The sequence below is a fragment of the Paenibacillus sp. J22P51 genome, assembly GCF_059692215.1.
Genome location: NZ_JCAUAZ010000008.1, coordinates 230,107 through 251,970, shown reverse-complemented (window position 1 = coordinate 251,970; position 21,864 = coordinate 230,107). Strand labels below are relative to the sequence as shown.

Here is a 21,864-nt window from a genome sequence, read left to right as displayed (position 1 = left end):
GTCATCTTAAGCAGATCCTGACACAACGAACAAGTGGTATCAATTTTAAATAAAAAGAAACCCGCCTGCTGAAGCTCTAAATGAGTGCTTCAGTAGGCGGGTCTATTTTCAATGTAGAAAGTTTAGCGGGACATGGTCCTAATAGAAAGTTGCAAGAATAATGACCAACAGCACATAAAGAACAAGAATAACGCCTACAGAATTTCCGTATCCTGGCGTTCCACAACTACCTACAGCTGACATAGTATCCCCTCCGGTTTTCAATTGATATGGGTAAAACACTATACATCATATGAAGGCGGGATATATGTTGATTGGACGAATGCCCTCTTTTCATCGGAACATTCACCTACGAAAAAAGCTGCACTTGAGTGAATTCTCAAGGCAGCTTTCTTCAATTACTAATTGGGAATTTGATACACTTTAATTTTCTGAATGCCAAAGCTTTGTAAGGATTTCCTTGAACCTGGAACAAAGATATCCATTCGCTTTCCTTTAATGGCCCCGCCGGTATCTGTCGCATACACGTACATACCGCCTGTAGGAAGCCCACCAAAAGAATAACCTTCAATATAAAGTTTCGTGCCAAGTGGAATTACGGATGGATCAACAGCAACTGTGCCGATCGCAAGTGGGTTGCCCATGTAATCAAAGGCTCCATAACCACCATTTTCAGAAGGATCTGCCGAATAAGCTGTGGACTCGAAAATTTCATAGTCTGGTGCATGATGTCCGCCATCTTTGTTTAAAATGGCTAAATTGCTGCTAGCATCCCACTGTACAGGAACCCCTGCAGCGGTGGAAAGAAAACGTAGCGGCACATAAACTCGCCCATTTTGAAACTGGGAAGCTCCCTCTAAGACCACGGGGGTATTATCGATGCTGGCTTCTTTTTCTCCGGATACCAAGGTAATCGTATGTTTGTTGTTATTTAATGTTACCTTAATTTGATTTCCTTCTTTTTGCCAGTTCACGGTATAACCAAGCTTCTCGGTTACGAACCGAAGTGGAACTTGGGTTGTGTGGTTGCCATCCAGAAATGGCTGTGCATCTGGGAAATGAATCAGGTCATCATTGACTTGCACTTTCACTTCCATTTCAGCTGCTTGAGCCGAAAATGGGGAAAGAAAGCCTCCTGCCAATACAGATAGTGAAATGGCAAGGCTAGTTAACCCTTTGGTAAGCTTATTCAATTGGTAATCCTCCTTCATGAGCCTTCGAGGTTAGTTGACGGGTTCGGGAAGAAGGTTCTCCCTAGTCTGCTCCAAGCCGAAGCAAATATTCACCCCAAGTATTTCGTCCCCCGTACCAGTGCCTTATTTATGCACCAGACTCGGCTTCAAATATTTTATCATCGCACGCAGGCTCGAACAACGACCAAATTATGGGTGAACACAAATATACTAGACTTAGGTCTAGGTTCAAAAACAGTCGATAGTCGGTTTTAGACTTTCTGAAATTGAGCTACGATAGGAGTATGATGAAGGGTGAGGGGCGATAGACATGAACAATAAGAATCGGGAAATTGATCCTACTAATATATTTGATCGAATTGGCAAAATGGCTGAAACCGTCTGGCAGGAGACCATTGGAAAAACGACGCCAGGCGTCTATGATGATGGCACCATTGCCAAGCTTGAGGAGCGCTATGAAGAAGCGCTTCAGGCAACGATTGCGCTGCGCAGTCACATCGCGCGAGCGGAAGAGATGGCGAAGCTGCGCGGCGAGCAGGCCGAGCTGGCGATGCGCGCCGGCGAAGAGGACCTCGCGCGGCTCGCGCTGCAAGAGAAGCTGCGCGAGGAAGCCGCTGGCGAGCACTACCGCGCGCAGTACGCGAGCAGCCAGGACTTGTGCCTGGCGCTCGCAGAGGAACTGCGCGAGCTGCGTGCCGGGCACGCAGCCGAGGATGGGCAGCCGCGTGGCGGGCTGCACGGCAAAGAGGCTCGCGACACATGGCGCGAGCTGGAGGTCACCGGCCGCGAGCTCGGCCGGGAAGCGCTGCAGGGGCTCCGCGTGGCGGGCCGCCTGTCGAAGGAGACGCTGAAGGAGGCCGGTGGCAACCTTCAGCATGAGCTGCGTTCGCTGCGCAGCAAGCTGCAGCATGAGTGGCAGCAAGAGCAGCGCTCGCGCGATGAGCGAGACCCGCGCGGCAGAAAATAGCCATGGATCGTGACCTCCACGGAAGCAAAGCCTTGCGGGATAAGGATTTGCATCTTGGAGGTCGTCCATTCTTATGGTATGCTAGGAATCGTATGAACGAAAGAGAAATGGCAGCAAGAGGAGGTGCATCGATGGGAGAAGATACGAAAAATAACCGCAGCCGGAATACAGCGCTTGTGCTGATTGGAGCCGGTGTTTTTTTGCTTCTGGATCATACCGTAGGTTTTTTTCCCATAATGGCCGTAATCCTTATATTGCTGGGCATTCATCGTGTTCGTTCACGTAAAGAACGCAAGGGTTATGTGCTGATGGGGATCGGTGCCGTCATTTTATTTGGTGATCATCTCACAATCGCTATTTCGGTTGTGTTGATTTCATTAGGTTTCTTTTTTATTCGATCCAAGCAGGTTCATAAAGATGAGACTTACACACAAAAGCAAAAGATCGTAGATAGCATACGTCTCGGCCGAGAGCCTTGGATTCTACGGAATACTTCGACATGGTACTTGGTGGGAGAAACGTATATTGATCTCTCGCTGGCGATTTTAGAACAAAAGGAAACAACAGTCATCCTACAGGGTGTTGTAGGAGATATTGATATAAAGGTACCCGATGATATCGGTGTTTCCGTTACAGCTTCCGTGATGTTCGGGCAGCTTCATGTAGCCGAACAACGTGAAGCAGGTGTGATGAACAAAGTGGTATGGCAATCGGAGAATTATCAACATTGCGACCATCGGGTGAAACTCGTTCTCTCTTTCATCGTAGGAGATATCAAGGTTAAAGTATTGTAACGGCTGGAGGGGGTACATCACCAAGTGGACGGCTACAAAAGACGTTTAACGAATATGATATGGCGCAGCATGGGGGAATCTATCCTATTTAGCTTCGCTGTTTTCGGTGCTATGCTATATTACTTGAATTCAAGACATTTGATCGAGCCCTTTGCCAGCTGGCAGCAGGGTGTCAAATTCTCGTTCATGGCTTTATTGATTCTGGGTGTGATTGGCGCGGTGTTCGGTTACTGGAACAGCTCTAAGGTAACTCGCAGACTTGAGCCGATGATGGAGACGATGATTTTATTAGAAAAAGGAACATTTGCCCGTGAAGGCTTCCAAAACGGAGACGATGATGAGATAGGGCGTTTAGGTGAACAACTCAGCCGTATTATGAAGCGATGGGAAGAGCAGGTGACCTCTCTCCAACGATTGTCTAATAGTAACGCTGAGCTTACAGAGAAAGCCAAGCTGTCAGCGGTCATTGAAGAGCGCCAGCGGTTGGCACGCGAGCTGCATGATGCGGTTAGCCAGCAATTGTTCGCGATCTCCATGACAGCAACAGCCGTAGGTCGGACGCTGGATAAGGATTTCGAGAAAGCGAAACGGCAAATTCATCTTATTGAAGAAATGGCTTCCGTCGCGCAATCCGAAATGAGAGCTTTATTGCTGCATCTGAGGCCGATCCATTTGGAAGGAAAACGATTGTCCGAGGGGCTTGTTGAGCTATTGAAAGAGTTAGCAGCCAAGGTTCCTATGGCGATCAGTTGGGATATGGATGAGGAAATCCGCTTGAACAAAGGGATTGAAGATCACTTATTCCGAATCGTGCAAGAAGCGCTTTCGAATGCGCTGCGTCACTCTAAGGCGAATAAGCTGGAAGTGAAGCTGCTGCATCGTTCGGATGGCATTCGTTTAGTGATCCGCGATGACGGTGTTGGCTTCGAGCTTGATGCGAAAAAGCTGACTTCCTATGGCATTGTGTCTATGAAGGAACGCGTGAACGAAATCGGCGGCTCTGTCGATATTATTACAGCACCTGACCGAGGAACACGTATCGAGATTCGAGTACCGCTACTAGCAAACGATCCTCAATTGATCGAGAATTAGGACTGTACATAGAGAGGGAGAAGCGAATGGACGACACCTTAATCAAAGTACTACTTGTCGATGATCATGAAATGGTCAGAATCGGACTTGCGGCTGTCCTCGGGACAGAAGATGGCATTGAGGTTGTGGGCGAAGCGAGCAATGGTCACGATGGCATTCGGCTAGCCCAAGAATATCGTCCCGATGTGGTCCTGATGGACTTGGTCATGGAAGGCATGGACGGGATAGAAACGACTAGAAAATTACTGCAATTGTACCCGGAATGCAAGGTCATTGTGTTGACGAGCTTCTTAGATGATGAGAAAATGTATCCAGTCATCGAAGCGGGTGCATTCAGCTATTTGTTGAAAACATCGCGGGCATCTGAAATCGCGCAAGCGATTAGGGCCGCGGCCAAAGGGCAATCGATTCTGGAGTCGCAGGTTGCTTCGAAAATCATGAACCGCTTTCGGCAACCGAAACCAGCAGCGGAACCGCATGAAGAGTTAACGGACCGCGAGATGGAAGTGCTTCGCTTGATCGCGAAGGGTAAATCTAATCAAGAGCTAGCCGATGATTTATTCATTGGTGTGAAGACGGTGAAATTCCACGTCACCAACGTTCTGTCCAAGCTTGGCGTAGAAGATCGCACACAAGCAGCGATTTATGCTTTCAAGCACGGACTGGCGGAATAACACAAGGGAGCGATTAGCTTGAATGTAGTCAAACAGATTTGGAGCTGGTTTGGTTCCATTGCGATTTCCTTTGTATTAGTTGTATTTCTAGGTGTGTTTGTGTTCCAATCGACGCGAGTTAGCGGTCATTCGATGGATCCGACGCTGCATGATAGTCAGCGTGTGTATGTATCGAAGCTTTCACATACCTTTCGTTACGAACCCAATTACGAGGATATTGTCATTATCGACTCTAGGGTAGATATGAAGCGGACTTTTATTAATGATTTAATGGACAGCCCGTTGCTTAGCTTATTCGTCCGCGGTGATGATAAGCATGTGTGGATCAAGCGGGTGATAGGTAAGCCAGGGGATCAACTTGAGCTTAAGGATAATCAGATGTACCGCAACGGCGAACTTCTGAATGAGTCTTACATCAACGAGGAAATGAGAGCGAACGGGAACAAAAAGTGGACCGTTCCAGCCGACCATATTTTCGTGATGGGGGATAATCGGAACAATAGCATGGATAGTCGTGTAATTGGTTTCATTCCTATTGACCATGTGCTAGGCAAAAAACTATTTTAAATTAAAGAGGCTGTCTCGCCAGTAGAAGATTCTACTTTGGAGAGACAGCCTCTTGTCGTAATAGGTATGGGGGTGGAGCGTGAAGTTAACCCACCAAGTGGTGGGTTAACTCACATCTTCGCATCCAGCAACAAACCTCGCATTGGAACCGGCAAATACGCCCCGAGCTGTGATTGATATTGGCCATAAGGCTTGAGTGGCGACGAAGATAATTGGAACAGTGAAGCGGAAGGCAGCTGCTGCAAGCGATCAATACTGCTGACTAACGAGCTTGCGAAGCTGGTGAGATTCAGCAGGCTTTTGCGATCAATACCAGTAGGTTGCTTAAGCTGCTCCTCTAGTACATCAGCTTGTAGGATTAACTTTCCGTCATCCTGCTTGGTGATGCCAAGATCATGCAGCGTGTTGGGCTTAGCGGCGCCTTCGAGACCTTGTAGAAGGGCATGACTGACATAGATAGGTGAATCCCCTAGCTGATCTTGCAATTCATTATATGTATGAATAAAGTCTTGAACTTTCTGGGCGATGTTGGATTGAGACTCTTTCGTAGGCGTGTAGTCAGGCGAGTTCGTACTTGAGGTAAGACTCGTGTTGACGAGCGATTGAGCCGATTGTTTGACGGTTTGCGTAGATTGTACGAAGCTTGCTACGTCTTTGGCAGCCGTCTGTGCGAACTGTTTGTAGGGGAGACCCTCAAAGGGCAAGTCCAGCATTCGCCGAATCGTATTCGACTTACCTCCGGAAACCGCACTTACAGCTCCAACACGGTAGTAATCCTTGTGAGTTTGGTACCTGTTCACAGCCATGACGGATGGATACGCATTGATCATGAAGATCACCTCATTTCGTATACTTTCAGTATATCACTTGCGTAGACTGGGGTAAATTGGTATTGTGGGGTCAATTACAGGATTACCAACATAAGATAGCATTATTGCTTCTTGTGGAGGCGGTGCCATGTGATACGCAAACGTTTGTCTACCATTGACGACGCTGCTATATATCGATTAGTTGTTGAACAATTAGTTCCTTTTTCCAGAATGTATGACTCAGGTAATTCGGTTACTTTTTCCGAGATACGCAAACGTTTAAACGCAAATAAAACTTTTGTCATCGCAAAAGGGTACAAACGGGCCTATGGCTTCATTTCGTTTACGCGCAAATCCAATATGCTCTTCATTGATATGCTGGCCGTTGATCCGCGTGAGCAAGGGAAAGGCATTGGGCACACTCTTATGAAGGCAGCGGAGGACTACGGGCGTAGTGAGCGTTGTCGTTCGGTTGAGCTCTTTGTTGATGACAGCAACCCGAAAGCGATTCGATTTTATAGCAAAAGAGGGTATGAAATTGATACCTTTGTTCCTGAGCTTAGCTGCTATCGCATGAGTAAGAAGATCAAACGTTGAGAAAGGGGCTGTAGATGAGCCCAGCATCCACAGCCTTCATTTTCAGTTTGTCTTGTTCAATCACTAAACATAGCGGCAATATAGTCGATTTGAATATCTACGGGACCAGTGGGTCTGGCTGTCAGTTCTGGGGCAGGGCCTCCAAAGCGGATAAGGCCGAAGGATGAGAGCTGATCCGGGGCTGTCATTGGAGCCAGAGTATCTGGTTGGGCGGGCTTCTTTTTCCCCTTCTTAGTAGGCGTTGATTTTGAGTTTTTGGTAGAAGATTTGAGCTTAGCTTGCCCAGTATCATTTAAGATGAGCTTGTTTTTCTCAACGCGACTGACGATTCCATAAAAGTCAGAGCCATTCGTTAAGAAGACAAGAACGGGCTTTCCGACAAGACTTTTGCAGTTTTTTTCGGTGATCGGATGAAAGGGTTGCATGACTAGGAGGCACCTCCGTATTGGTATGTACTGTTAGCCTATGCCATGTGATAGATAACGGTATAGACGAATGTCTAGTTTCTCATAAGAAAAAGTTATGGGTTAAAGTCTCCAGATAAGTTGAATAGCTTGACAATTTTAGGTATGCTAAGCATATTAACTAATTCTAATAGAGAAAGAATGATGCATAGATGAGTGGAGCTGTGTTTTATATTTTCGGTGCAACGGGTGATTTAGCGAAAAGAAAGCTGTTTCCGGCCTTTTACAGCCTTTATCGGGAAGGCAAATTGGGAGAAAATTTTGCGGTAGTTGGTCTGGCTCGCAGACCGCGGACGAATGAGCAATTCCGTGAAGACGTGAAAAATTCGATTCAAGATTTCGCTCGTTACAAAAATACGGATGCTGCAGAATGGGAGAAGTTCACCCAGAGATTCGAATACATGTCGCTCGACATTAACAATGTTGCTGGCTTCCATGAATTGAATTCGCTGACTGCGAAGCTGGATGAGAAATATCAAACAGGCGGTAACCGTCTATTCTATTTGGCTTTAGCACCGGAGCTGTTCGGTAATGTGTCTTACAATTTAAGTGAAGGCGGCTTGCTCAAAACAGAGGGCTGGCACCGTCTAGTTATTGAAAAACCATTCGGCTACGATTTGCCATCGGCTGAGCGATTGAATGGACAGCTTCGTCAAGTGTTCGAAGAGAAGGATATTTATCGTATCGATCATTACCTTGGAAAAGAAATGGTCCAAAATATCGAGTTCGTTCGTTTCGCGAACGCGTTTTTTGAGCCGCTTTGGAACAATAAATACATAGCGAACATTCAGATCACGTTAAGTGAGACTGTCGGTGTAGAAGAGCGCGGTGGGTACTATGACCACTCTGGAGCCCTTCGCGATATGGGTCAAAACCACATGCTGCAAATGTTGATGATGATGGCGATGGAACCGCCTAGCCGTCTACATCCGGAAGATATCCGTGATGAGAAGGTGAAGGTGCTGCGCTCACTTCGTCTGTTCGAAGACGGCGACGATGTACGCGCAAATGTGATTCGCGGTCAATATGCTAGCGGTTCTGCCAAAGGCAAGACGCTGCCTGCTTACCGTGAAGAGGATTCTGTGAATCCGCAATCGACGACCGAAACTTATTTTGCTGCGCGTGTTCACGTGGATAATTTCCGCTGGGCGGGTGTGCCATTCTACATTCGTACGGGTAAAAGACTGCCGGTCAAAACGACTGAGGTCGTTGTGGAATTCAAGAATATTCCGAACAATGTCTACTTGGCTAAAAAGCACGAGTTAGAACCCAACCTCCTCGTATTCCGTGTGAATCCGATGGAAGGCATTTATTTGAAAATGAACGCGAAGCAGCCTGGTTCTGAAGGCGTGATCGTACCTGTTGCGATGGACTTCTGCCAAAGCTGTCAGATCGGCATCAATACGCCAGAGGCGTACGAGCGCTTGCTATATGATGCAACTCGTGGAGATTCCACTTACTTTACACGTTGGGATGAAGTTGCGCTTGCATGGTCCTATGTGGATCGTATCGCAGCTGCGTGGGGCGAGCAGACCGACGACCTCAAGCATTATCCTGCTGGCTCATGGGGCCCTGAAGAAGCAGTGAAGCTGTTGTGCGATGATGGGTTCAAGTGGTGGCCGATTAACGGTCAGCACGAAGGGGAAGTCGATTGGGAAGCTATTCAGAAATCAACCGTATTGGCTTAATAGTGGTTAGCTCATCCAACAGGCGATTTGGCCTGTTGGATTTTTGCATGTTGGAACAAGCATAGTAAGAAATCGCTTGATGTCGCCTAGTCTGGACGACGTATATGACACAATTTGTGGTATACTAGTGCATATGGCCATTTTCTCATTTTATACACTAGAGGTGCATCGATGTCACGAAGAGCGTTTGTGCGATGGCTGCTCGCCATTGGGGCTGTTTTAGTAGGATTAAGTGCTTGGTTTAGTCTGTTGGTCAAGAAAAAATTCATTCCCGAGGATCAGACTGCTGTCGCTTCCGTGGCTACTACCGAGCCTCCTAAAGCTATTCCAGAACCCTCAGAGGAACCTCTGCCTCTTGGGCCATTGATGTCCTTCTTTATCTTAAGCGATCTTCATGTGACTTCGGGTGATTCTCTTCCCAATAAGAAGCTTAGGCTAGCTCTAGATGATGTTACCCAGTTCGATGGTCCAGTCGATGCGATCATGTTTACCGGTGATTTGACGGATACAGGAACCGAAGTTGACTATAAGGCATTGCGCGCCATCATGAATGATTATAAACTTCCTCCTTTTCATGGGAATATGGGGAATCATGATTATTACACGATTTGGATTAATAAAGCGAATAGCTGGGATCAGGATAAAGTCCCGAATGGCAAGAGCGATGCGATAAGTAGAGAGCAGTTCAAAAAATTTATGGGCTATACTTCCATTTATAATGATTTTACGGCTAACGGACACTCTATACTATTGCTATCACAGGAAGCTTACGTGCAAGAGAAGCCTGAAGTGGGCGAAGGTGCCTGGTACTCAGATGAACAAATGGCTTGGTTCAAAAGCAGAATGGGCAATTTATATAAACCAGGAAGACCCCTGTTTGTGATGACGCATCAACCGCTGCCTCCTGTAGGTACGGATGGCGGTTCACATCAGCTTATCCGTGCGATTCAGTTCCGCGAGACGTTAAAGGATTATAAAAATGTTTTCGTCTTCTGCGGTCATCGTCATCAGGATTTCCAGAATGGGACACCGCACTATATTCAGGAAACGTTCCATTATTTTCACAATGCCTCTGTTGGGAGAACGCTGAATCGGGCGTACCAGCAGACTGCACAGGATAAAGCACAAGGCATTTATGTGCAAGTATTTGCGGATAAAGTGGTTGTGCGCGGCAGGGAATTCAGCACTCGCAAGTTCATTGAAGAAGCGAACTGGAGTGTTCCCTTGGAGAAAGCACGCGCTTGATTCCGATGTAGTCTATATGTAAAAGAAGAAGGGAATAAACGAACACATGAAAACGCAACTCACTAAACTTCTCGAAACGGAAGTCGCTAAACGACGTACGTTCGCGATCATTTCTCACCCGGATGCGGGGAAAACAACTTTAACAGAGAAACTGCTCTTATTCGGGGGCGCAATTCGTCTTGCCGGAACGGTTAAAGGACGTAAAGCGAGTAAACATGCAACATCGGACTGGATGGAAATTGAGAAGCAACGTGGTATCTCCGTAACGTCAAGCGTGATGCAGTTCGACTATGAAGGTCACCGCGTCAACATTCTGGATACGCCTGGTCACCAAGACTTCAGTGAGGACACGTATCGTACATTAACAGCCGCGGATAGCGCTGTGATGTTGATCGACGTTGCCAAAGGGGTCGAGACACAGACCAAGAAGCTATTCCAAGTATGTCGTATGCGTGGTATTCCCATTTTCACATTCGTTAACAAATTGGACCGTGAGGGCCGTGATCCTTTCGAGTTGTTAGAAGAGCTTGAAGAAGTGCTCGGCATTCGTTCGTATCCAATGAACTGGCCGATTGGCTCAGGGAAGCAATTCTGTGGTGTGTATGACCGTGGGAAATCGCAATTAGAGCTGTATCAAGGCGATGATCATAAGGATATTGAAGTCCGTAAGGTTGATGGCGTTGAGGATCCGTTAGTGAAGCAAATCGCAGGTGAATTCCTGCACAAGCAATTGTGCGGAGATATCGAGTTGCTCGATGTCGCGGGAGATCCTTTTGATATGGAAAAAGTGATGAAGGGTGAGCTTACGCCTGTCTTCTTCGGAAGCGCAGTGAACAACTTCGGTGTGCAGACTTTCCTAGAGAACTTCTTGCAGCTTGCCCCTCCACCAGAGCCGCGTACGAGCACAGCTGGAGTGATCGAGCCAACGAGAGAGAAGTTCTCTGGTTATGTGTTCAAAATTCAAGCGAATATGAACCCTGCTCACCGTGACCGCGTAGCTTTCTTGCGTATTGTCTCTGGTAAGTTTGAACGGGGAATGTCCGTAAAACATATAAGGCTTGGCAAGGACATTAAGCTGGCGCAGCCACAGCAGTTCCTAGCACAGGATCGTGATATCGTGGAAGAAGCCTTCCCAGGGGATATTATTGGTCTGTTCGATCCAGGTATTTTCCGGATTGGCGATTCCTTAAGCGAAGGGGAAGAGGTCGTATTCGATGAGCTTCCAACCTTCTCGCCGGAGCTATTCAGCAAGGTATCGATCAAAAATGCCTTGAAACAAAAGCAGTTCCTGAAAGGGATCGATCAATTAACCGAAGAAGGGATGATCCAGGTCTTCACGACGATTGGTTTCGAGGATATGATTCTTGGCGTCGTAGGCCAACTTCAATTCGAAGTATTGGAGCATCGGATGAAATCGGAATATGGCGTAGATATTCTCTTGCAGCGTCAGAACTATCAATTCGCGCGTTGGATCATCGATGATAAAATCGATCCGGCTAAATTCCGAATCAACTCACAATTGGTGAAAGATAAGAAAGGGAATTTCGTGGGCTTATTCGAAAGTGAATATGCACTGCGCTCTTCCATTGATAAGAACCCAAGTGCACAGTTCTTAACGAGTGCGCCTTAATCGCAAAACATGAGAAAGAGGCTCTCCTGATGGCTTTCAGGGCAGCCTCTTCTTTCTTTTAATAGTCGCCAACCGTCGATTGCCTTCATACACTAGGATGGGGTGAATTCGAAGCTGGAGGCTAGGTATGAAGAAGCGTATAAAGAAGCGTTTAATTAAGCGTATAAAGAAAATCACCAAGAAAACACTAGGCTTGAAAAGAGCAAGATATGTAAGCAGCAAAATTGGAAAAACCAAGGCCGTCGAGTCGGTTGAATCACTTCGCAAGTATGTGCCAAGCACCAAACGTATGACGTCAGCAACCTTACAAGAAATGCTCGAACAATATAAAATGGTCTATGTTAAACCCAATATTGGGATGTTCGGGAACGGTGTGATCCGTGTAGAGTTAGCGGGGGAGGACGATGAACGGTCCTATTCCTTCCAATCTGGGGTCACGATCAAAAGGTTCAAAACATTCGGTGAGATGTTCGTATCTCTTCTCAAACTGACTAAGAAGCGTCCCTATCTGGTACAGAAAGGGATACATTTGCTGACCTATAAGGGGAATCGCTTTGATCTTCGTGTCATGGTGCAGCAAACGCCTGCTCGTAAATGGGAAACCACTGGGGTTATCGGCCGCGTGGCACATCCCACGAAGATTGTGACGAACTTTCATAATGGGGGAACGTTGAAATCGGTGGATACCTTGCTCCAGAAGTATTTGCCGCCTACGGAGAGGAAAGGGTATGTCAAGCAGCTGCATGTGATGGGGGTTCAGGTTGCTAAGGCGATCAACGCTAGGTATAGAGGAGTTAAAGAGATTGGGGTCGATGTAGCCTTAGATAAGGATCTGCATCCATGGGTTCTTGAGGTGAACACAAGTCCGGATCCTTATATTTTTCAGAGATTAAGTGATAAGCGCATTTTTGCGAAAATAAGAAGATACGCCAAGGCATACGGCCGGTTATGAAATCATAACCGGTCTGTTGTCGTACATATGTCAATTTTGAGGCAATGAATAGGGAACTCCTTCAAGTAATTGAGGGACGAATAACCAATTCCAAAATCATCGATGGAGATGGAAAATGAGCGATGGCGACATGATAGGAATTTATATTGACAGAAACAGTACTTGAATGAGAAAATGTACGCGTGTACATATCGTGAGGAAATGAGTGGAAGGGAGCATATCAACATGGTAACGAGAAAAGAGGTTGCTGAGCTAGCCAAGGTATCAGAGGCGACCGTCTCTCGTGTGTTCAATGGACTTGGTCCGATGAAGCCTGCAACCAAAGCACGTGTACTTGAAGCAGCGAAAGTACTTGGATACCACCCGAATGCGATTGCGCAAAGCTTCGCTCGAAGAAGAAGTGGTAATCTTGGCGTGGTGCTTCCGTATATGCCGAAGGTGCATCTGTTTTCCGCGTATTATTTTGCAGAAATTCTGAGCGGGATTGGGGAGCAGGTGAGGGAGCAAGGCTATGACATGTTGTTGTCCCTGCTGACACCAGATGATGATTTGGATTATGGACGGTTATACCGCTCGCAAAAGGTGGATGCCTGTGTGATTCTGGGGGCACGAGATACCGAGTCCCAGCGAAGCTCTTTACTGCAGTTGCAAGAGCAGGGTCATCCGTTTTGCTTGGTTAACCAACGATTCGAGGGGCTATCCTTCCTTGAGGTAGATGCGGATCATGTGGAGGGGAGTTATCAGGCGGTTCGTCATTTGCTGGATGAAGGTTACCGCAAAATCGCGTTCCTCAACGGTTCTCCGCAGTATTCGAATTCCTTGGACAGACTTCATGGCTATCAAAGGGCAATGCTGGAGGCAGGCTTAACGATTGATCCTGCGCTTCAGCTAGAGGGGAACTACAGCCGTACTAGTGGGTATGAGGCAGCGGCAAGGCTGTGGGAGATCCGGGATCATGTAGAAGCCGTATTTGCGGCCAATGATCGAATGGCCATCGGATTGATGCAGGGTCTTCGGGAACGTGGCTGGGTTGCTGGGCGAGATTTTGCTGTTATCGGGTGCGATGACTCGGATGCTGCGAAGCTAAGTGATCCACCGCTTAGCAGCATTAAAGTGCCTTTTTTTGAAATGGGCAAACAGGCGGCACGTGCAGTGCTTGCAAGTGTTGGGCAGGGAAATAGCGAGGCTCAATTACAAGTGAAGCTGCCAACAGAAGTGAAGATTAGGCAGTCATCGAGGCATGAACAGCGGTTGAAGTGAGATAGCATAACTACACTTTGGGGAGGCGTGAATTCGGTGAAAAAGACATTTAATATCGGGATGATTGGCTATAAATTTATGGGAAAAGCCCATAGTCATGCTTATAAAGATTTACCTATGTTCTTTCCGCAGACGGCAATTCCGAAGATGAAGCTCATCTGCGGTCGGGACGAGAACGGTGTTCGTCAGGCAACGGAGCAATTCGGATGGGACGGTTATGTGACAGATTGGCGCGAGCTGGTTACGCATCCCGAAATCGACGTGGTCGATATCAATGCGCCGAGTGATGCGCACAAGGAAATCGCGTTGGCGGCGGCAAAGGCCGGCAAGCATCTCTTCTGTGAGAAGCCGCTGGCACTGACCCTTGCGGATGCAAGGGAGATGCTGGAAGCGGCTGAAGAGGCGGGTGTGAAGCACATGGTCGGCTTCAACTATCGGTTTGCACCTGCGGTGCAGCTGGCGAAGAAGCTCGTCGAGAGCGGTCGTCTCGGCCAGATCTACCACTTCCGCGCGTGGTTCCTGCAGGATTGGATCGTTGATCCGACATTCCCGTTAGTATGGCGTTTGCAAAAGGAGATCGCAGGCTCAGGCTCACACGGCGATTTGGGGGCGCATCTCATCGATCTTGCGCACTTCCTCGTTGGCGATATGACCGAGGTGATCGGGATGAGTGAAACGTTCGTGAAGGAGCGTCCGCTGCCGACATCCATGACAGGGCTTAGCGCCAAAGGCAGCAAGGATGCACCGCATGGTCCTGTTACCGTCGATGACGCGACGTTATTCATGGCGAGGTTTGCCAATGGCGCGTTAGGCAGCTTCGAGGCTACACGGTTTGCACCAGGGCACCGGTGTACGAATTCTTTTGAAATTAACGGCAGTAAAGGCAGCGTGAAATTCGATTTCGAGCGATTGAATGAATTGCAGGTTTATTTTACAAGTGATGATGAGGATGTTCAGGGCTTTAGACGGGTGCTTGCAACAGATGCCTCACATGCCTATATGGATGCTTGGTGGCCGGCAGGACATACGATTGGCTATGAACATACATTTGTGCATGAAGTTGTCGAGTTGATGACAGCGCTATCAGAGGATCGTCAGCCAGTTCCGAATTTCGTAGATGGCGTGAAATGCCAAGAGGTGCTGGAAGCCGTAGACCAATCGATTGCGCAGCGCCGTTGGGTGAGTATAAGCGAAGTATAAAAGGGACTTTGATAGAGAGGGGAGCACGTTTGGGATGAGTCAGAAACAAGCATTGATTGTATGGGGTGGCTGGGATGGCCATCAACCCGAGGAGGTTGCGGGGATTTTTGCGGGCATGTTAAGGGAAGAAAATTATGCGGTGGAGGTTTCGGATACGCTAGACAGCTTCCGTGATGAAGAGCGCTTAGCAAGTATCGATCTTATAGTCCCTGTGTGGACAATGGGGAAAATTGAAAAAGAGCAGCTAACGCCTTTAATTAACGCGGTCCAAGTAGGCGGATCAGGGATCGCAGGCTGTCATGGCGGGATGGCTGATTCCTTCCGAAATGAAGTGAATTACCAATATATGGTTGGTGGACAATGGGTGGCACATCCGGGAAATGATGGTGTTACCTATACAGTTCGTATGAAAGACAACGAGCAGCCATTGACCGCGGGCATTGGTGATTTCGTGGTTGTTTCGGAGAAATATTATATGCATGTTGACCCAGCGATTAAAGTACATGCGGTGACAGACTTCGATGATGTGGAGATGCCGGTTATTTGGACCAAAACTTTCGGTGCTGGCAAGGTGTATTATAACTCACTTGGCCATCAGGCTAACATTGTTCGTATGCCGGAAACATTGGAATTAATGCGACGCGGGTTGCTATGGGCGACACGCTAATCACAAGGGGGAATGAATTCGATGAACAAGATGAAGGTTGGTATCATTGGATGTGGGAATATCAGTTCGGCTTATATGAAAAATATCCCGACATTTGCACACTTGGAATTAGTCGCTTGTGCAGATATTGATGTAAGTAGAGCGCAAGCACGAGCGGAAGAGTTTGGGATTCCTCATGCGTATACAGTAGAACAATTGCTAAGCGATCCTCAGGTGGACATTGTGATTAATTTGACTATTCCTGCGGTGCATGCGGAAGTGTGTATTCAGATCCTAGAAGCAGGCAAACATGCGTATGTGGAGAAGCCGTTGGCGGTTACCCGTGAAGAAGGGCAGCAAATCTTAGAGGTTGCTAAGCGTAAAGGACTGCTGATTGGCAGTGCGCCAGATACGTTCCTTGGAGGAGGGATTCAAACAGCTGTGAAGCTGATTGAAGATGGCTGGATTGGTACACCAATTGCCGCTACAGCCTTCATGATGGGTAAGGGGCATGAGCACTGGCATCCGGATCCGGAGTTTTACTATGCCAAAGGCGGCGGTCCGATGTTCGATATGGGGCCCTATTATTTAACGGCGCTTGTGGCATTGTTGGGTCCGATTCGTCGTATAACGGGTTCAACGGCCGTTAGCTTCCCAGAGAGAACGATTTCGAGTGAGAAGAAGCGCGGGCAAAAAATTAATGTGGATACGCCGACTCACGTTGCAGGCGTATTAGATTTCCACTGTGGTGCAATCGCAACGCTCGTGACAAGCTTTGATATTATGGCAGGCACGCAACTGCCACACATTGAAATCTACGGCAGCCATGGCTCTTTGAGTGTGCCTAACCCGAATATCTTCGGAGGGGAAGTGCTTATTCGCAAGCTTGGTTCCGCTGCATATGAACCGATCCCGCTTTCACACGGTTACAAAGACAATCATCGCGGACTTGGTGTTGCAGTAATGGCGCAGGCATTGTTAACAGGCGATAACTCCGCACATCGTGCGAATGGCGAGCTGGCTTACCATGTGCTAGAAGCCATGCATGGCTTCCATGATGCATCCGATTCCGGACAGCACTATGTGATGCATAGCAGCTGTGAGAAGCCGGTAGCGATGAATCCGTTTACGGTGCTATAGAAATGAACATGGATCCTCCTCGGGAATGCGAGGGGGATTTTTTTAATTGGATAACGCGATGCTTTGATTGTTTAATCATAGTGCTAAGGAATGCCGCAGCATCCCCTAGCAAGTTTGGTTATTTTTAAAAACGATAGTCGATGTATATGGTTTAATTTCACTCGAGGTGTGCCTTGAGTGTTTCGACGAGCGTATCCTGCGTACTAGCTTCTGTATGCTGCCAAATAATTTCAAAAAGCACACCAAGTCCGGGTAAAACCTTCTCTTCTCCGCCGATGGAATCTTCAATTACTTCCTTGAGCTCTTCGGTCGTTTTGTTATGAACCCGCTGGTGGATGGCTTGTCTAAGGGTGATATTCATTCGAGGACCTCGCTTCCATTTCATTCTCGCTATTAATATGCACAGTTGAAGATGGCTTCATCCTTCCCACACTTCGCCAAAGCTGGTTATGGCTCGATGATGGAGAAGTGAGCATCGAGTAGCAAGTATGATATAATGGGAGGTATTCTTGGGAATATGGGGGAACGTGAGCAGTGAGAAAACAATTTGCGATTATTGGGATGGGAAGATTCGGTTCAGCTGTCGCCAAGACGTTATCACAATCAGGCTTCGAGGTTCTAGCCATTGATAGGAACGAAGTAACAGTGCAAGATGTTTCTGCCTATGTCACACATGCTGTTCAAGCCGATTCGACAGATGAGGAAGCTATGCGGGCTTTGGGGATTCGAAATTTTGACGTTGTGGTTGTGGCAATTGGTGAGGATATTCAAGCGAGTATTTTGACTACATTGATTCTCAAGGAATTGGGCATAGCTACGACGATCGTAAAAGCTGTTAATGATCTTCACGGCAAGGTTCTCAAAAAAATTGGCGCTGATAAAATCGTCTATCCGGAGAGAGATATGGGACAGCGCGTGGCTCATCATATGATTTCAACGAATATTATCGATTATATAGAGCTTTCGGCCGACTATAGTATATTGGAAATGAAAGCATCGAAGCAGATGATTGGCAAAAGCCTGCGTGAGCTCGATGTCCGCGCCAAATTTGGCTGCAATGTGATTGCAATTAAGCAAAATGAGCAGATGATCATTCCGCCAAGTGCTGAAGAGCCAATTAAGCAGGAAGATGTTTTGGTTATTGTGGGTAAAAATTCGAGTCTTCAAACCTTTGAAGTCACTTTTGCGGAGTAGGTACAATCATGGCAAATTCAAATTCATATATAGAAATTATGTCCGTTCAAAATACGAGAGTCAAAGACTGGGCTCAACTCTTAGAGCGCCGAGGCCGAGATAAGCAAGGGAAATATATCATAGAAGGTTACCATGTAATTGAGGAAGCATTGAAAGCTGGGGCACACGTGGAGGTTATTCTTTTTCTTGCGGAAAAAGGATTACCTGCGGAGCTTGCAGCGCTTGCTGAAGGATCGCACGTCGAATGGGTGGCTGTCAGTCCAGCTGTACTGGACAAATGTTCGGATGCACAGACCCCGCAAGGCGTAGTGGCCATTGTAGCGCGGCCACAACTAGGCATGGACGAGCTGTTTGCCGGCGAGCACGATTTGGTCGTGGTTTTGGACGGCGTCCAAGACCCAGGTAACTTGGGCACGATTATCCGCAGCGCGGATGCCGTCGGGGCCAAAGCTGTCGTGCTCGGCCGCGGCACGGTCGATCTATACAATCCCAAGACGATCCGATCGACGATGGGATCGATGTATCATCTGCCGATTGTGGAGGCAGATCTGGCTGAGCTGCTGCCGCGTGCGCGTGAGCGCGGCGTGCGGCTTGTGACAACGAGCTTGCAGGCGCAAGGCTCGTGCTACGACACGGACCTGCGGCAGCCGACGTGGCTGATTCTCGGCAACGAGGCCAAGGGCGTGTCGCCGGAAGTTGCTGCGCAGTCGGACGTGAAGGTTATTATTCCGATGCAGGGCAAAGCGGAATCGCTGAACGTCGCGATGGCGGCGACGGTTTTGCTGTTTGAGGCGGCGAGACAGCGGATGACGAGGTAGTTGAACTGCAACTAAAACAAACAAAATCTAAAAGATACAGTAATAAAAAAGCAGTCACCTAGGTTAATTTCTATTCCTAAGCGACTGCTTTGTCCTCATAAAGCAAAAAAGGCAACCCAATGTGGTTGCCTTTTTTTCTATTTTTAAGATTATATTGAATTATTTAGCTAAATTGGTTCTATTTACACAGCATGGTTTTCAAAACTTAATCTCATTTTCATCTCAAATACAGATTAGCTTTATATACTTTGAGTACCTTTATGCTATCTAAAAGTAATTTGTAAACCACAGACGTGAGTTCGATGAGTTCGAAGACTTATTATGATATACCGGATCACACTTAAATTTTAAAGAAAGTAGGAATCAATTAAATGAAGCTAGCGGGAATTGATTATAAACAAGAGCAAAGCAGAAGCTGGCTGAAACGTTCGGTACTGATTTGTATTTTACTCGTATGTCTTTTCGTCAGTTTTCTTTTCATAACACCACCAGGAAAGAACATCCGCCTGTTTCTTGCGGATACGGTTATTGCCACGCAGCATCGTGACTGGGCATGGATTTTTGTTGGTGTAAAGAAACGAGACGAGATGATTCAAAATGTCATGCAAATGAGTGAAATTAACTCGATAGAGAAACAGGATATGAATGCCATCAACATTCAAAAACAAGATGGCAAGGTAATAGACATTGAAGATATCTCTGGACATGGTTGGGTTGGGAAAAAAATGTACGTATACGATCCAAGAGCTATCCGAGTAGTTGTTCCCAGTGTAGTGGGTCAAGGTGAAACGATCAGTTCTATGGTGAAACGTACGGGAGCATTAGCCGGTGTTAATGGTGGAGGCTTCAACGACCCGCAGGGTCTAGGCAACGGATTTGCTCCTATTGGAGTTATTATGTCAGGCGGTAAGATTTTGTATACGAGCGTTGATGGAACTGTACCTCAACAAGTTGTCGCTTTTGATAATACCGGTAAATTGATCATCGGCAAATATTCTATTGATGAACTGTTAGATTTGCATGTGACCGATGCCGTTTCCTTCTATCCGCGCATCATTGCAAACGGAAAAGCACTGCCCATAGTAGGAGATGGCCTTAACCCGCGGACAGCCATCGGTCAACGCGCAGATGGTGTCATTATCATTGTCGTTATTGACGGTCGTCAGACCAAAAGTGTAGGCGCTTCGTTAAAAGATGTTCAGGATCTGTTACTGAAAGAAGGCTGCTTAAATGCCGGTTTCTTAGACGGTGGCGCGTCTTCTGAAATGGTTGTCGGAAGTGATCTTATTACCCATCCATCAAGCCGTTATGGTGAGAGAAGGCTCCCATCAGGGCTCCTTATTTTCGAACATCCTGATCAGGTTGAAGTGCCGAACATTTGGGAAGGTGTGACTCAAATTGATCCGGGTGGTGCTTATGATAACCCAGGATACCTCGCGGAACAAAATAATTTGAATAAGTAAGCTCTACTCAAAGCCGAGGGTATATATAGCGCAGATTACAACATTCATACCGATGCCTACCGATGTATAAGTCGGAGTGGGCATCGGTATATTTATTTTCTAATCTGTTTCAAATTAGAAAAAGCACGGAAAAAGAGAATGAATCCATTAGATATCATTATGAATACAACATGATTTTCAAGCAAAGTATTTTATTTGAAATACTACCTTGACAGTCACAGTACTATGTCGTATTATAAAAACACGGAGGTGATGACATGAGCGAGAACAAAATTACATCCGACCTGCTGCGCGGACATACCGATACGATGATTTTACGGCTCTTATCCGAAGCTGACCGCTACGGGTACGAGATTGTTAAACTGATCGCCGAGCGCTCAGGCGGCGAGTATGAATTAAAGGAAGCCACCATGTACTCCAGTGTCCGGCGGCTTGAAACTGACGGTGATATCGAGTGGTATTGGGGCGATGAATCTCAGGGTGGACGGCGCAAGTATTTTAGGATTACTGAAAAAGGCAGGAATGCTTACGTACGCAACAAAAACAATTGGGAGTACTCAAAGCGCGTACTAGAAAATTTATTATAAGGGAGAGATTTTTATGATGAATCAGAAATTAACGAACTATTTGAACGGCGTGTTTACGCCATACGATGGGGTAAAAAGCGTCACCGAATTAAAGACGGACCTGCACTCCGATTTGCAGGAGCGATATCGTGAACTCAAAGCCGAGGGCAAAGACGATGAAACAGCATTTAAGATGACCATTGAGAGCATCGGCGACATTGAACAAACGATATTGGAAGTTGCCAACCTCTCCCGCTCTCTGGAAAGGCAAGTCGTGACAAATTTTAGTGCTAGCAACTTAGCGATGGGCGACTTTGCAGGCGTCAAGGCCCATAAAGGTCAATTTAATGCTAGCGCGTTACGCGGTGCCGACTTTGCGGGCGCTGACTTAACCGGAAGTTCGTTTAAAACCAGTGATTTACGTGAAGCTAATTTTGATAGAGCAAATCTGACGGACTGTACCCTAACTGCAAGTGACCTTACGAATGTAAGCTTCAATGAATCGATCCTTGTACGCACTAACTTCAGTGTTTCAGGGATGGAAGGAGCGAAATTTACAGGTGCCAAACTGACCGATGTCACGCTAAGCAAGATCGACCTTAGAAAAACTAGCTTTGAAGGTTGTATCTTTGACGGCGTGGACTTCGAATATTCCGACCTGAGCGGGGTGCGTTTTGACGGTCAAACCTTTATCGGTGTTAAATTTGACAAATCGGCAGTAAACGAAGTTTCATTTAGGGGTGCTATACTCATGAATGTGTCTTTTCAGGCGTTCTTTTCATTGACCAATAAGTATTACCGTGCCTTCAAAACCATCTGCTTTGACGGCGCAGTCATGGATAAACTGACCTATGCTTCGCTTAAAGGCATGGGGGCCGACTTGTCCAAGGTTACTATTCGATAAG

The 21,864-nt window shown here is 47.0% G+C and carries 24 protein-coding genes and 1 riboswitch; of the genes, 19 read left to right on the top strand and 5 right to left on the bottom strand.

The window, feature by feature from the left end; translation table 11 throughout:
• Positions 1-138: 138 nt before the first annotated feature.
• The gene (locus tag AC58QC_RS18935) at positions 139-243 is read right to left on the bottom strand and encodes a YjcZ family sporulation protein (RefSeq protein WP_497416668.1); all 105 of its coding nucleotides are present in this window, start codon (positions 241-243) and stop codon (positions 139-141) included.
• Positions 244-401: 158 nt separating this feature from the next.
• The gene (locus AC58QC_RS18930) at positions 402-1,193 is read right to left on the bottom strand and encodes a stalk domain-containing protein (RefSeq protein ID WP_497416667.1); all 792 of its coding nucleotides are present in this window, start codon (positions 1,191-1,193) and stop codon (positions 402-404) included.
• 4 nt (positions 1,194-1,197) lie between these two features.
• Positions 1,198-1,349: riboswitch (cyclic di-AMP (ydaO/yuaA leader) on the bottom strand.
• A gap of 154 nt (positions 1,350-1,503) precedes the next feature.
• Here AC58QC_RS18930 and AC58QC_RS18925 point away from each other — a divergent pair.
• From AC58QC_RS18925 to lepB, 5 genes are all read left to right on the top strand, one after another.
• Positions 1,504-2,160, top strand: coding sequence for a PspA/IM30 family protein (locus AC58QC_RS18925; RefSeq protein ID WP_497416666.1), 657 nt, complete (start codon positions 1,504-1,506; stop codon positions 2,158-2,160).
• A gap of 131 nt (positions 2,161-2,291) precedes the next feature.
• Positions 2,292-2,954: a cell wall-active antibiotics response protein LiaF gene (liaF, locus tag AC58QC_RS18920; protein WP_497416665.1), complete on the top strand. Its 663-nt coding sequence runs from the start codon at positions 2,292-2,294 to the stop codon at positions 2,952-2,954.
• 24 nt (positions 2,955-2,978) lie between these two features.
• Entirely contained in the window at positions 2,979-4,046 is a 1,068-nt protein-coding gene (locus tag AC58QC_RS18915; RefSeq protein ID WP_497416664.1) for a sensor histidine kinase, read from the top strand.
• Positions 4,047-4,072: 26 nt separating this feature from the next.
• The gene (locus AC58QC_RS18910) at positions 4,073-4,720 is read left to right on the top strand and encodes a response regulator (protein ID WP_497365316.1); all 648 of its coding nucleotides are present in this window, start codon (positions 4,073-4,075) and stop codon (positions 4,718-4,720) included.
• 18 nt (positions 4,721-4,738) lie between these two features.
• Positions 4,739-5,287, top strand: a complete 549-nt coding sequence (gene lepB / locus AC58QC_RS18905; RefSeq protein ID WP_497416663.1) for a signal peptidase I — start codon at positions 4,739-4,741, stop codon at positions 5,285-5,287.
• Between the two features lie 110 nt (positions 5,288-5,397).
• Here lepB and AC58QC_RS18900 read toward each other — a convergent pair whose 3' ends face one another.
• Complete coding sequence (locus tag AC58QC_RS18900; protein WP_497416662.1) at positions 5,398-6,117, bottom strand: hypothetical protein; 720 nt, start codon at positions 6,115-6,117, stop codon at positions 5,398-5,400.
• 129 nt (positions 6,118-6,246) lie between these two features.
• Here AC58QC_RS18900 and AC58QC_RS18895 point away from each other — a divergent pair, with 129 nt between their 5' ends.
• Positions 6,247-6,693 carry a GNAT family N-acetyltransferase gene (locus tag AC58QC_RS18895; RefSeq protein WP_497416661.1) on the top strand — a complete coding sequence of 149 codons (447 nt, stop codon included), beginning with the start codon at positions 6,247-6,249 and terminating at the stop codon, positions 6,691-6,693.
• A gap of 56 nt (positions 6,694-6,749) precedes the next feature.
• On the opposite strand, the gene AC58QC_RS18890 is transcribed toward AC58QC_RS18895, so the two are convergent.
• Positions 6,750-7,118, bottom strand: coding sequence for a hypothetical protein (locus AC58QC_RS18890; RefSeq protein WP_497416660.1), 369 nt, complete (start codon positions 7,116-7,118; stop codon positions 6,750-6,752).
• A gap of 191 nt (positions 7,119-7,309) precedes the next feature.
• Here AC58QC_RS18890 and zwf point away from each other — a divergent pair, with 191 nt between their 5' ends.
• The 8 genes from zwf (at position 7,310) to AC58QC_RS18850 (ending at position 16,918) form a co-directional block, all read left to right on the top strand.
• The gene (gene zwf, locus AC58QC_RS18885; RefSeq protein ID WP_497416659.1) at positions 7,310-8,845 is read left to right on the top strand and encodes a glucose-6-phosphate dehydrogenase; all 1,536 of its coding nucleotides are present in this window, start codon (positions 7,310-7,312) and stop codon (positions 8,843-8,845) included.
• Positions 8,846-9,016: 171 nt separating this feature from the next.
• Positions 9,017-10,090: a metallophosphoesterase family protein gene (locus AC58QC_RS18880; protein WP_497416658.1), complete on the top strand. Its 1,074-nt coding sequence runs from the start codon at positions 9,017-9,019 to the stop codon at positions 10,088-10,090.
• Positions 10,091-10,136: 46 nt separating this feature from the next.
• The gene (locus tag AC58QC_RS18875; protein WP_497416657.1) at positions 10,137-11,720 is read left to right on the top strand and encodes a peptide chain release factor 3; all 1,584 of its coding nucleotides are present in this window, start codon (positions 10,137-10,139) and stop codon (positions 11,718-11,720) included.
• A 127-nt stretch (positions 11,721-11,847) separates the two neighbouring features.
• The gene (locus AC58QC_RS18870; RefSeq protein WP_497416656.1) at positions 11,848-12,672 is read left to right on the top strand and encodes a YheC/YheD family protein; all 825 of its coding nucleotides are present in this window, start codon (positions 11,848-11,850) and stop codon (positions 12,670-12,672) included.
• Positions 12,673-12,897: 225 nt separating this feature from the next.
• Positions 12,898-13,932 (top strand): LacI family DNA-binding transcriptional regulator, encoded by a 1,035-nt coding sequence (locus AC58QC_RS18865; protein WP_497416655.1) that lies wholly within the window; start codon positions 12,898-12,900, stop codon positions 13,930-13,932.
• Between the two features lie 60 nt (positions 13,933-13,992).
• The gene (locus AC58QC_RS18860) at positions 13,993-15,132 is read left to right on the top strand and encodes a Gfo/Idh/MocA family protein (RefSeq protein WP_497416698.1); all 1,140 of its coding nucleotides are present in this window, start codon (positions 13,993-13,995) and stop codon (positions 15,130-15,132) included.
• Between the two features lie 34 nt (positions 15,133-15,166).
• Entirely contained in the window at positions 15,167-15,799 is a 633-nt protein-coding gene (locus AC58QC_RS18855) for a ThuA domain-containing protein (RefSeq protein ID WP_497416654.1), read from the top strand.
• Positions 15,800-15,820: 21 nt separating this feature from the next.
• Entirely contained in the window at positions 15,821-16,918 is a 1,098-nt protein-coding gene (locus AC58QC_RS18850) for a Gfo/Idh/MocA family protein (protein ID WP_497416653.1), read from the top strand.
• 157 nt (positions 16,919-17,075) lie between these two features.
• On the opposite strand, the gene sspI is transcribed toward AC58QC_RS18850, so the two are convergent.
• Positions 17,076-17,279 (bottom strand): small acid-soluble spore protein SspI, encoded by a 204-nt coding sequence (gene sspI, locus AC58QC_RS18845; RefSeq protein WP_497416652.1) that lies wholly within the window; start codon positions 17,277-17,279, stop codon positions 17,076-17,078.
• Positions 17,280-17,452: 173 nt separating this feature from the next.
• Here sspI and AC58QC_RS18840 point away from each other — a divergent pair, with 173 nt between their 5' ends.
• The 5 genes from AC58QC_RS18840 to AC58QC_RS18820 all read left to right on the top strand — a co-directional run bounded on the left by AC58QC_RS18840 (position 17,453) and on the right by AC58QC_RS18820 (position 21,863).
• Positions 17,453-18,112, top strand: a complete 660-nt coding sequence (locus tag AC58QC_RS18840; RefSeq protein WP_497416651.1) for a potassium channel family protein — start codon at positions 17,453-17,455, stop codon at positions 18,110-18,112.
• Positions 18,113-18,120: 8 nt separating this feature from the next.
• Complete coding sequence (locus tag AC58QC_RS18835; RefSeq protein ID WP_497416650.1) at positions 18,121-18,930, top strand: TrmH family RNA methyltransferase; 810 nt, start codon at positions 18,121-18,123, stop codon at positions 18,928-18,930.
• A 371-nt stretch (positions 18,931-19,301) separates the two neighbouring features.
• Positions 19,302-20,393 carry a phosphodiester glycosidase family protein gene (locus AC58QC_RS18830; RefSeq protein ID WP_497416649.1) on the top strand — a complete coding sequence of 364 codons (1,092 nt, stop codon included), beginning with the start codon at positions 19,302-19,304 and terminating at the stop codon, positions 20,391-20,393.
• A 257-nt stretch (positions 20,394-20,650) separates the two neighbouring features.
• A complete protein-coding gene (locus AC58QC_RS18825; RefSeq protein WP_497272459.1) occupies positions 20,651-20,980 on the top strand; it encodes a PadR family transcriptional regulator in 330 nt (109 codons plus the stop codon).
• A 16-nt stretch (positions 20,981-20,996) separates the two neighbouring features.
• Positions 20,997-21,863: a pentapeptide repeat-containing protein gene (locus tag AC58QC_RS18820; protein WP_497416697.1), complete on the top strand. Its 867-nt coding sequence runs from the start codon at positions 20,997-20,999 to the stop codon at positions 21,861-21,863.
• Position 21,864: the final 1 nt, after the last annotated feature.

Excerpts from the sequence above, each read along its gene's own strand:
- AC58QC_RS18860 (WP_497416698.1), top strand. The coding sequence starts at position 13,993 with ATGATTGGCTATAAATTTATGGGAAAAGCCCATAGTCATGCTTATAAA.
- AC58QC_RS18820 (WP_497416697.1), top strand. The coding sequence starts at position 20,997 with ATGAATCAGAAATTAACGAACTATTTGAACGGCGTGTTTACGCCATAC.
- AC58QC_RS18935 (WP_497416668.1), bottom strand. The coding sequence starts at position 243 with ATGTCAGCTGTAGGTAGTTGTGGAACGCCAGGATACGGAAATTCTGTA.
- AC58QC_RS18875 (WP_497416657.1), top strand. The coding sequence starts at position 10,137 with ATGAAAACGCAACTCACTAAACTTCTCGAAACGGAAGTCGCTAAACGA.
- sspI (WP_497416652.1), bottom strand. The coding sequence starts at position 17,279 with ATGAATATCACCCTTAGACAAGCCATCCACCAGCGGGTTCATAACAAA.
- AC58QC_RS18890 (WP_497416660.1), bottom strand. The coding sequence starts at position 7,118 with ATGCAACCCTTTCATCCGATCACCGAAAAAAACTGCAAAAGTCTTGTC.
- AC58QC_RS18900 (WP_497416662.1), bottom strand. The coding sequence starts at position 6,117 with ATGATCAATGCGTATCCATCCGTCATGGCTGTGAACAGGTACCAAACT.
- AC58QC_RS18925 (WP_497416666.1), top strand. The coding sequence starts at position 1,504 with ATGAACAATAAGAATCGGGAAATTGATCCTACTAATATATTTGATCGA.
- AC58QC_RS18865 (WP_497416655.1), top strand. The coding sequence starts at position 12,898 with ATGGTAACGAGAAAAGAGGTTGCTGAGCTAGCCAAGGTATCAGAGGCG.
- AC58QC_RS18830 (WP_497416649.1), top strand. The coding sequence starts at position 19,302 with ATGAAGCTAGCGGGAATTGATTATAAACAAGAGCAAAGCAGAAGCTGG.
- liaF (WP_497416665.1), top strand. The coding sequence starts at position 2,292 with ATGGGAGAAGATACGAAAAATAACCGCAGCCGGAATACAGCGCTTGTG.
- AC58QC_RS18825 (WP_497272459.1), top strand. The coding sequence starts at position 20,651 with ATGAGCGAGAACAAAATTACATCCGACCTGCTGCGCGGACATACCGAT.
- AC58QC_RS18835 (WP_497416650.1), top strand. The coding sequence starts at position 18,121 with ATGGCAAATTCAAATTCATATATAGAAATTATGTCCGTTCAAAATACG.
- zwf (WP_497416659.1), top strand. The coding sequence starts at position 7,310 with ATGAGTGGAGCTGTGTTTTATATTTTCGGTGCAACGGGTGATTTAGCG.
- AC58QC_RS18850 (WP_497416653.1), top strand. The coding sequence starts at position 15,821 with ATGAACAAGATGAAGGTTGGTATCATTGGATGTGGGAATATCAGTTCG.
- AC58QC_RS18870 (WP_497416656.1), top strand. The coding sequence starts at position 11,848 with ATGAAGAAGCGTATAAAGAAGCGTTTAATTAAGCGTATAAAGAAAATC.
- AC58QC_RS18880 (WP_497416658.1), top strand. The coding sequence starts at position 9,017 with ATGTCACGAAGAGCGTTTGTGCGATGGCTGCTCGCCATTGGGGCTGTT.
- AC58QC_RS18855 (WP_497416654.1), top strand. The coding sequence starts at position 15,167 with ATGAGTCAGAAACAAGCATTGATTGTATGGGGTGGCTGGGATGGCCAT.
- AC58QC_RS18910 (WP_497365316.1), top strand. The coding sequence starts at position 4,073 with ATGGACGACACCTTAATCAAAGTACTACTTGTCGATGATCATGAAATG.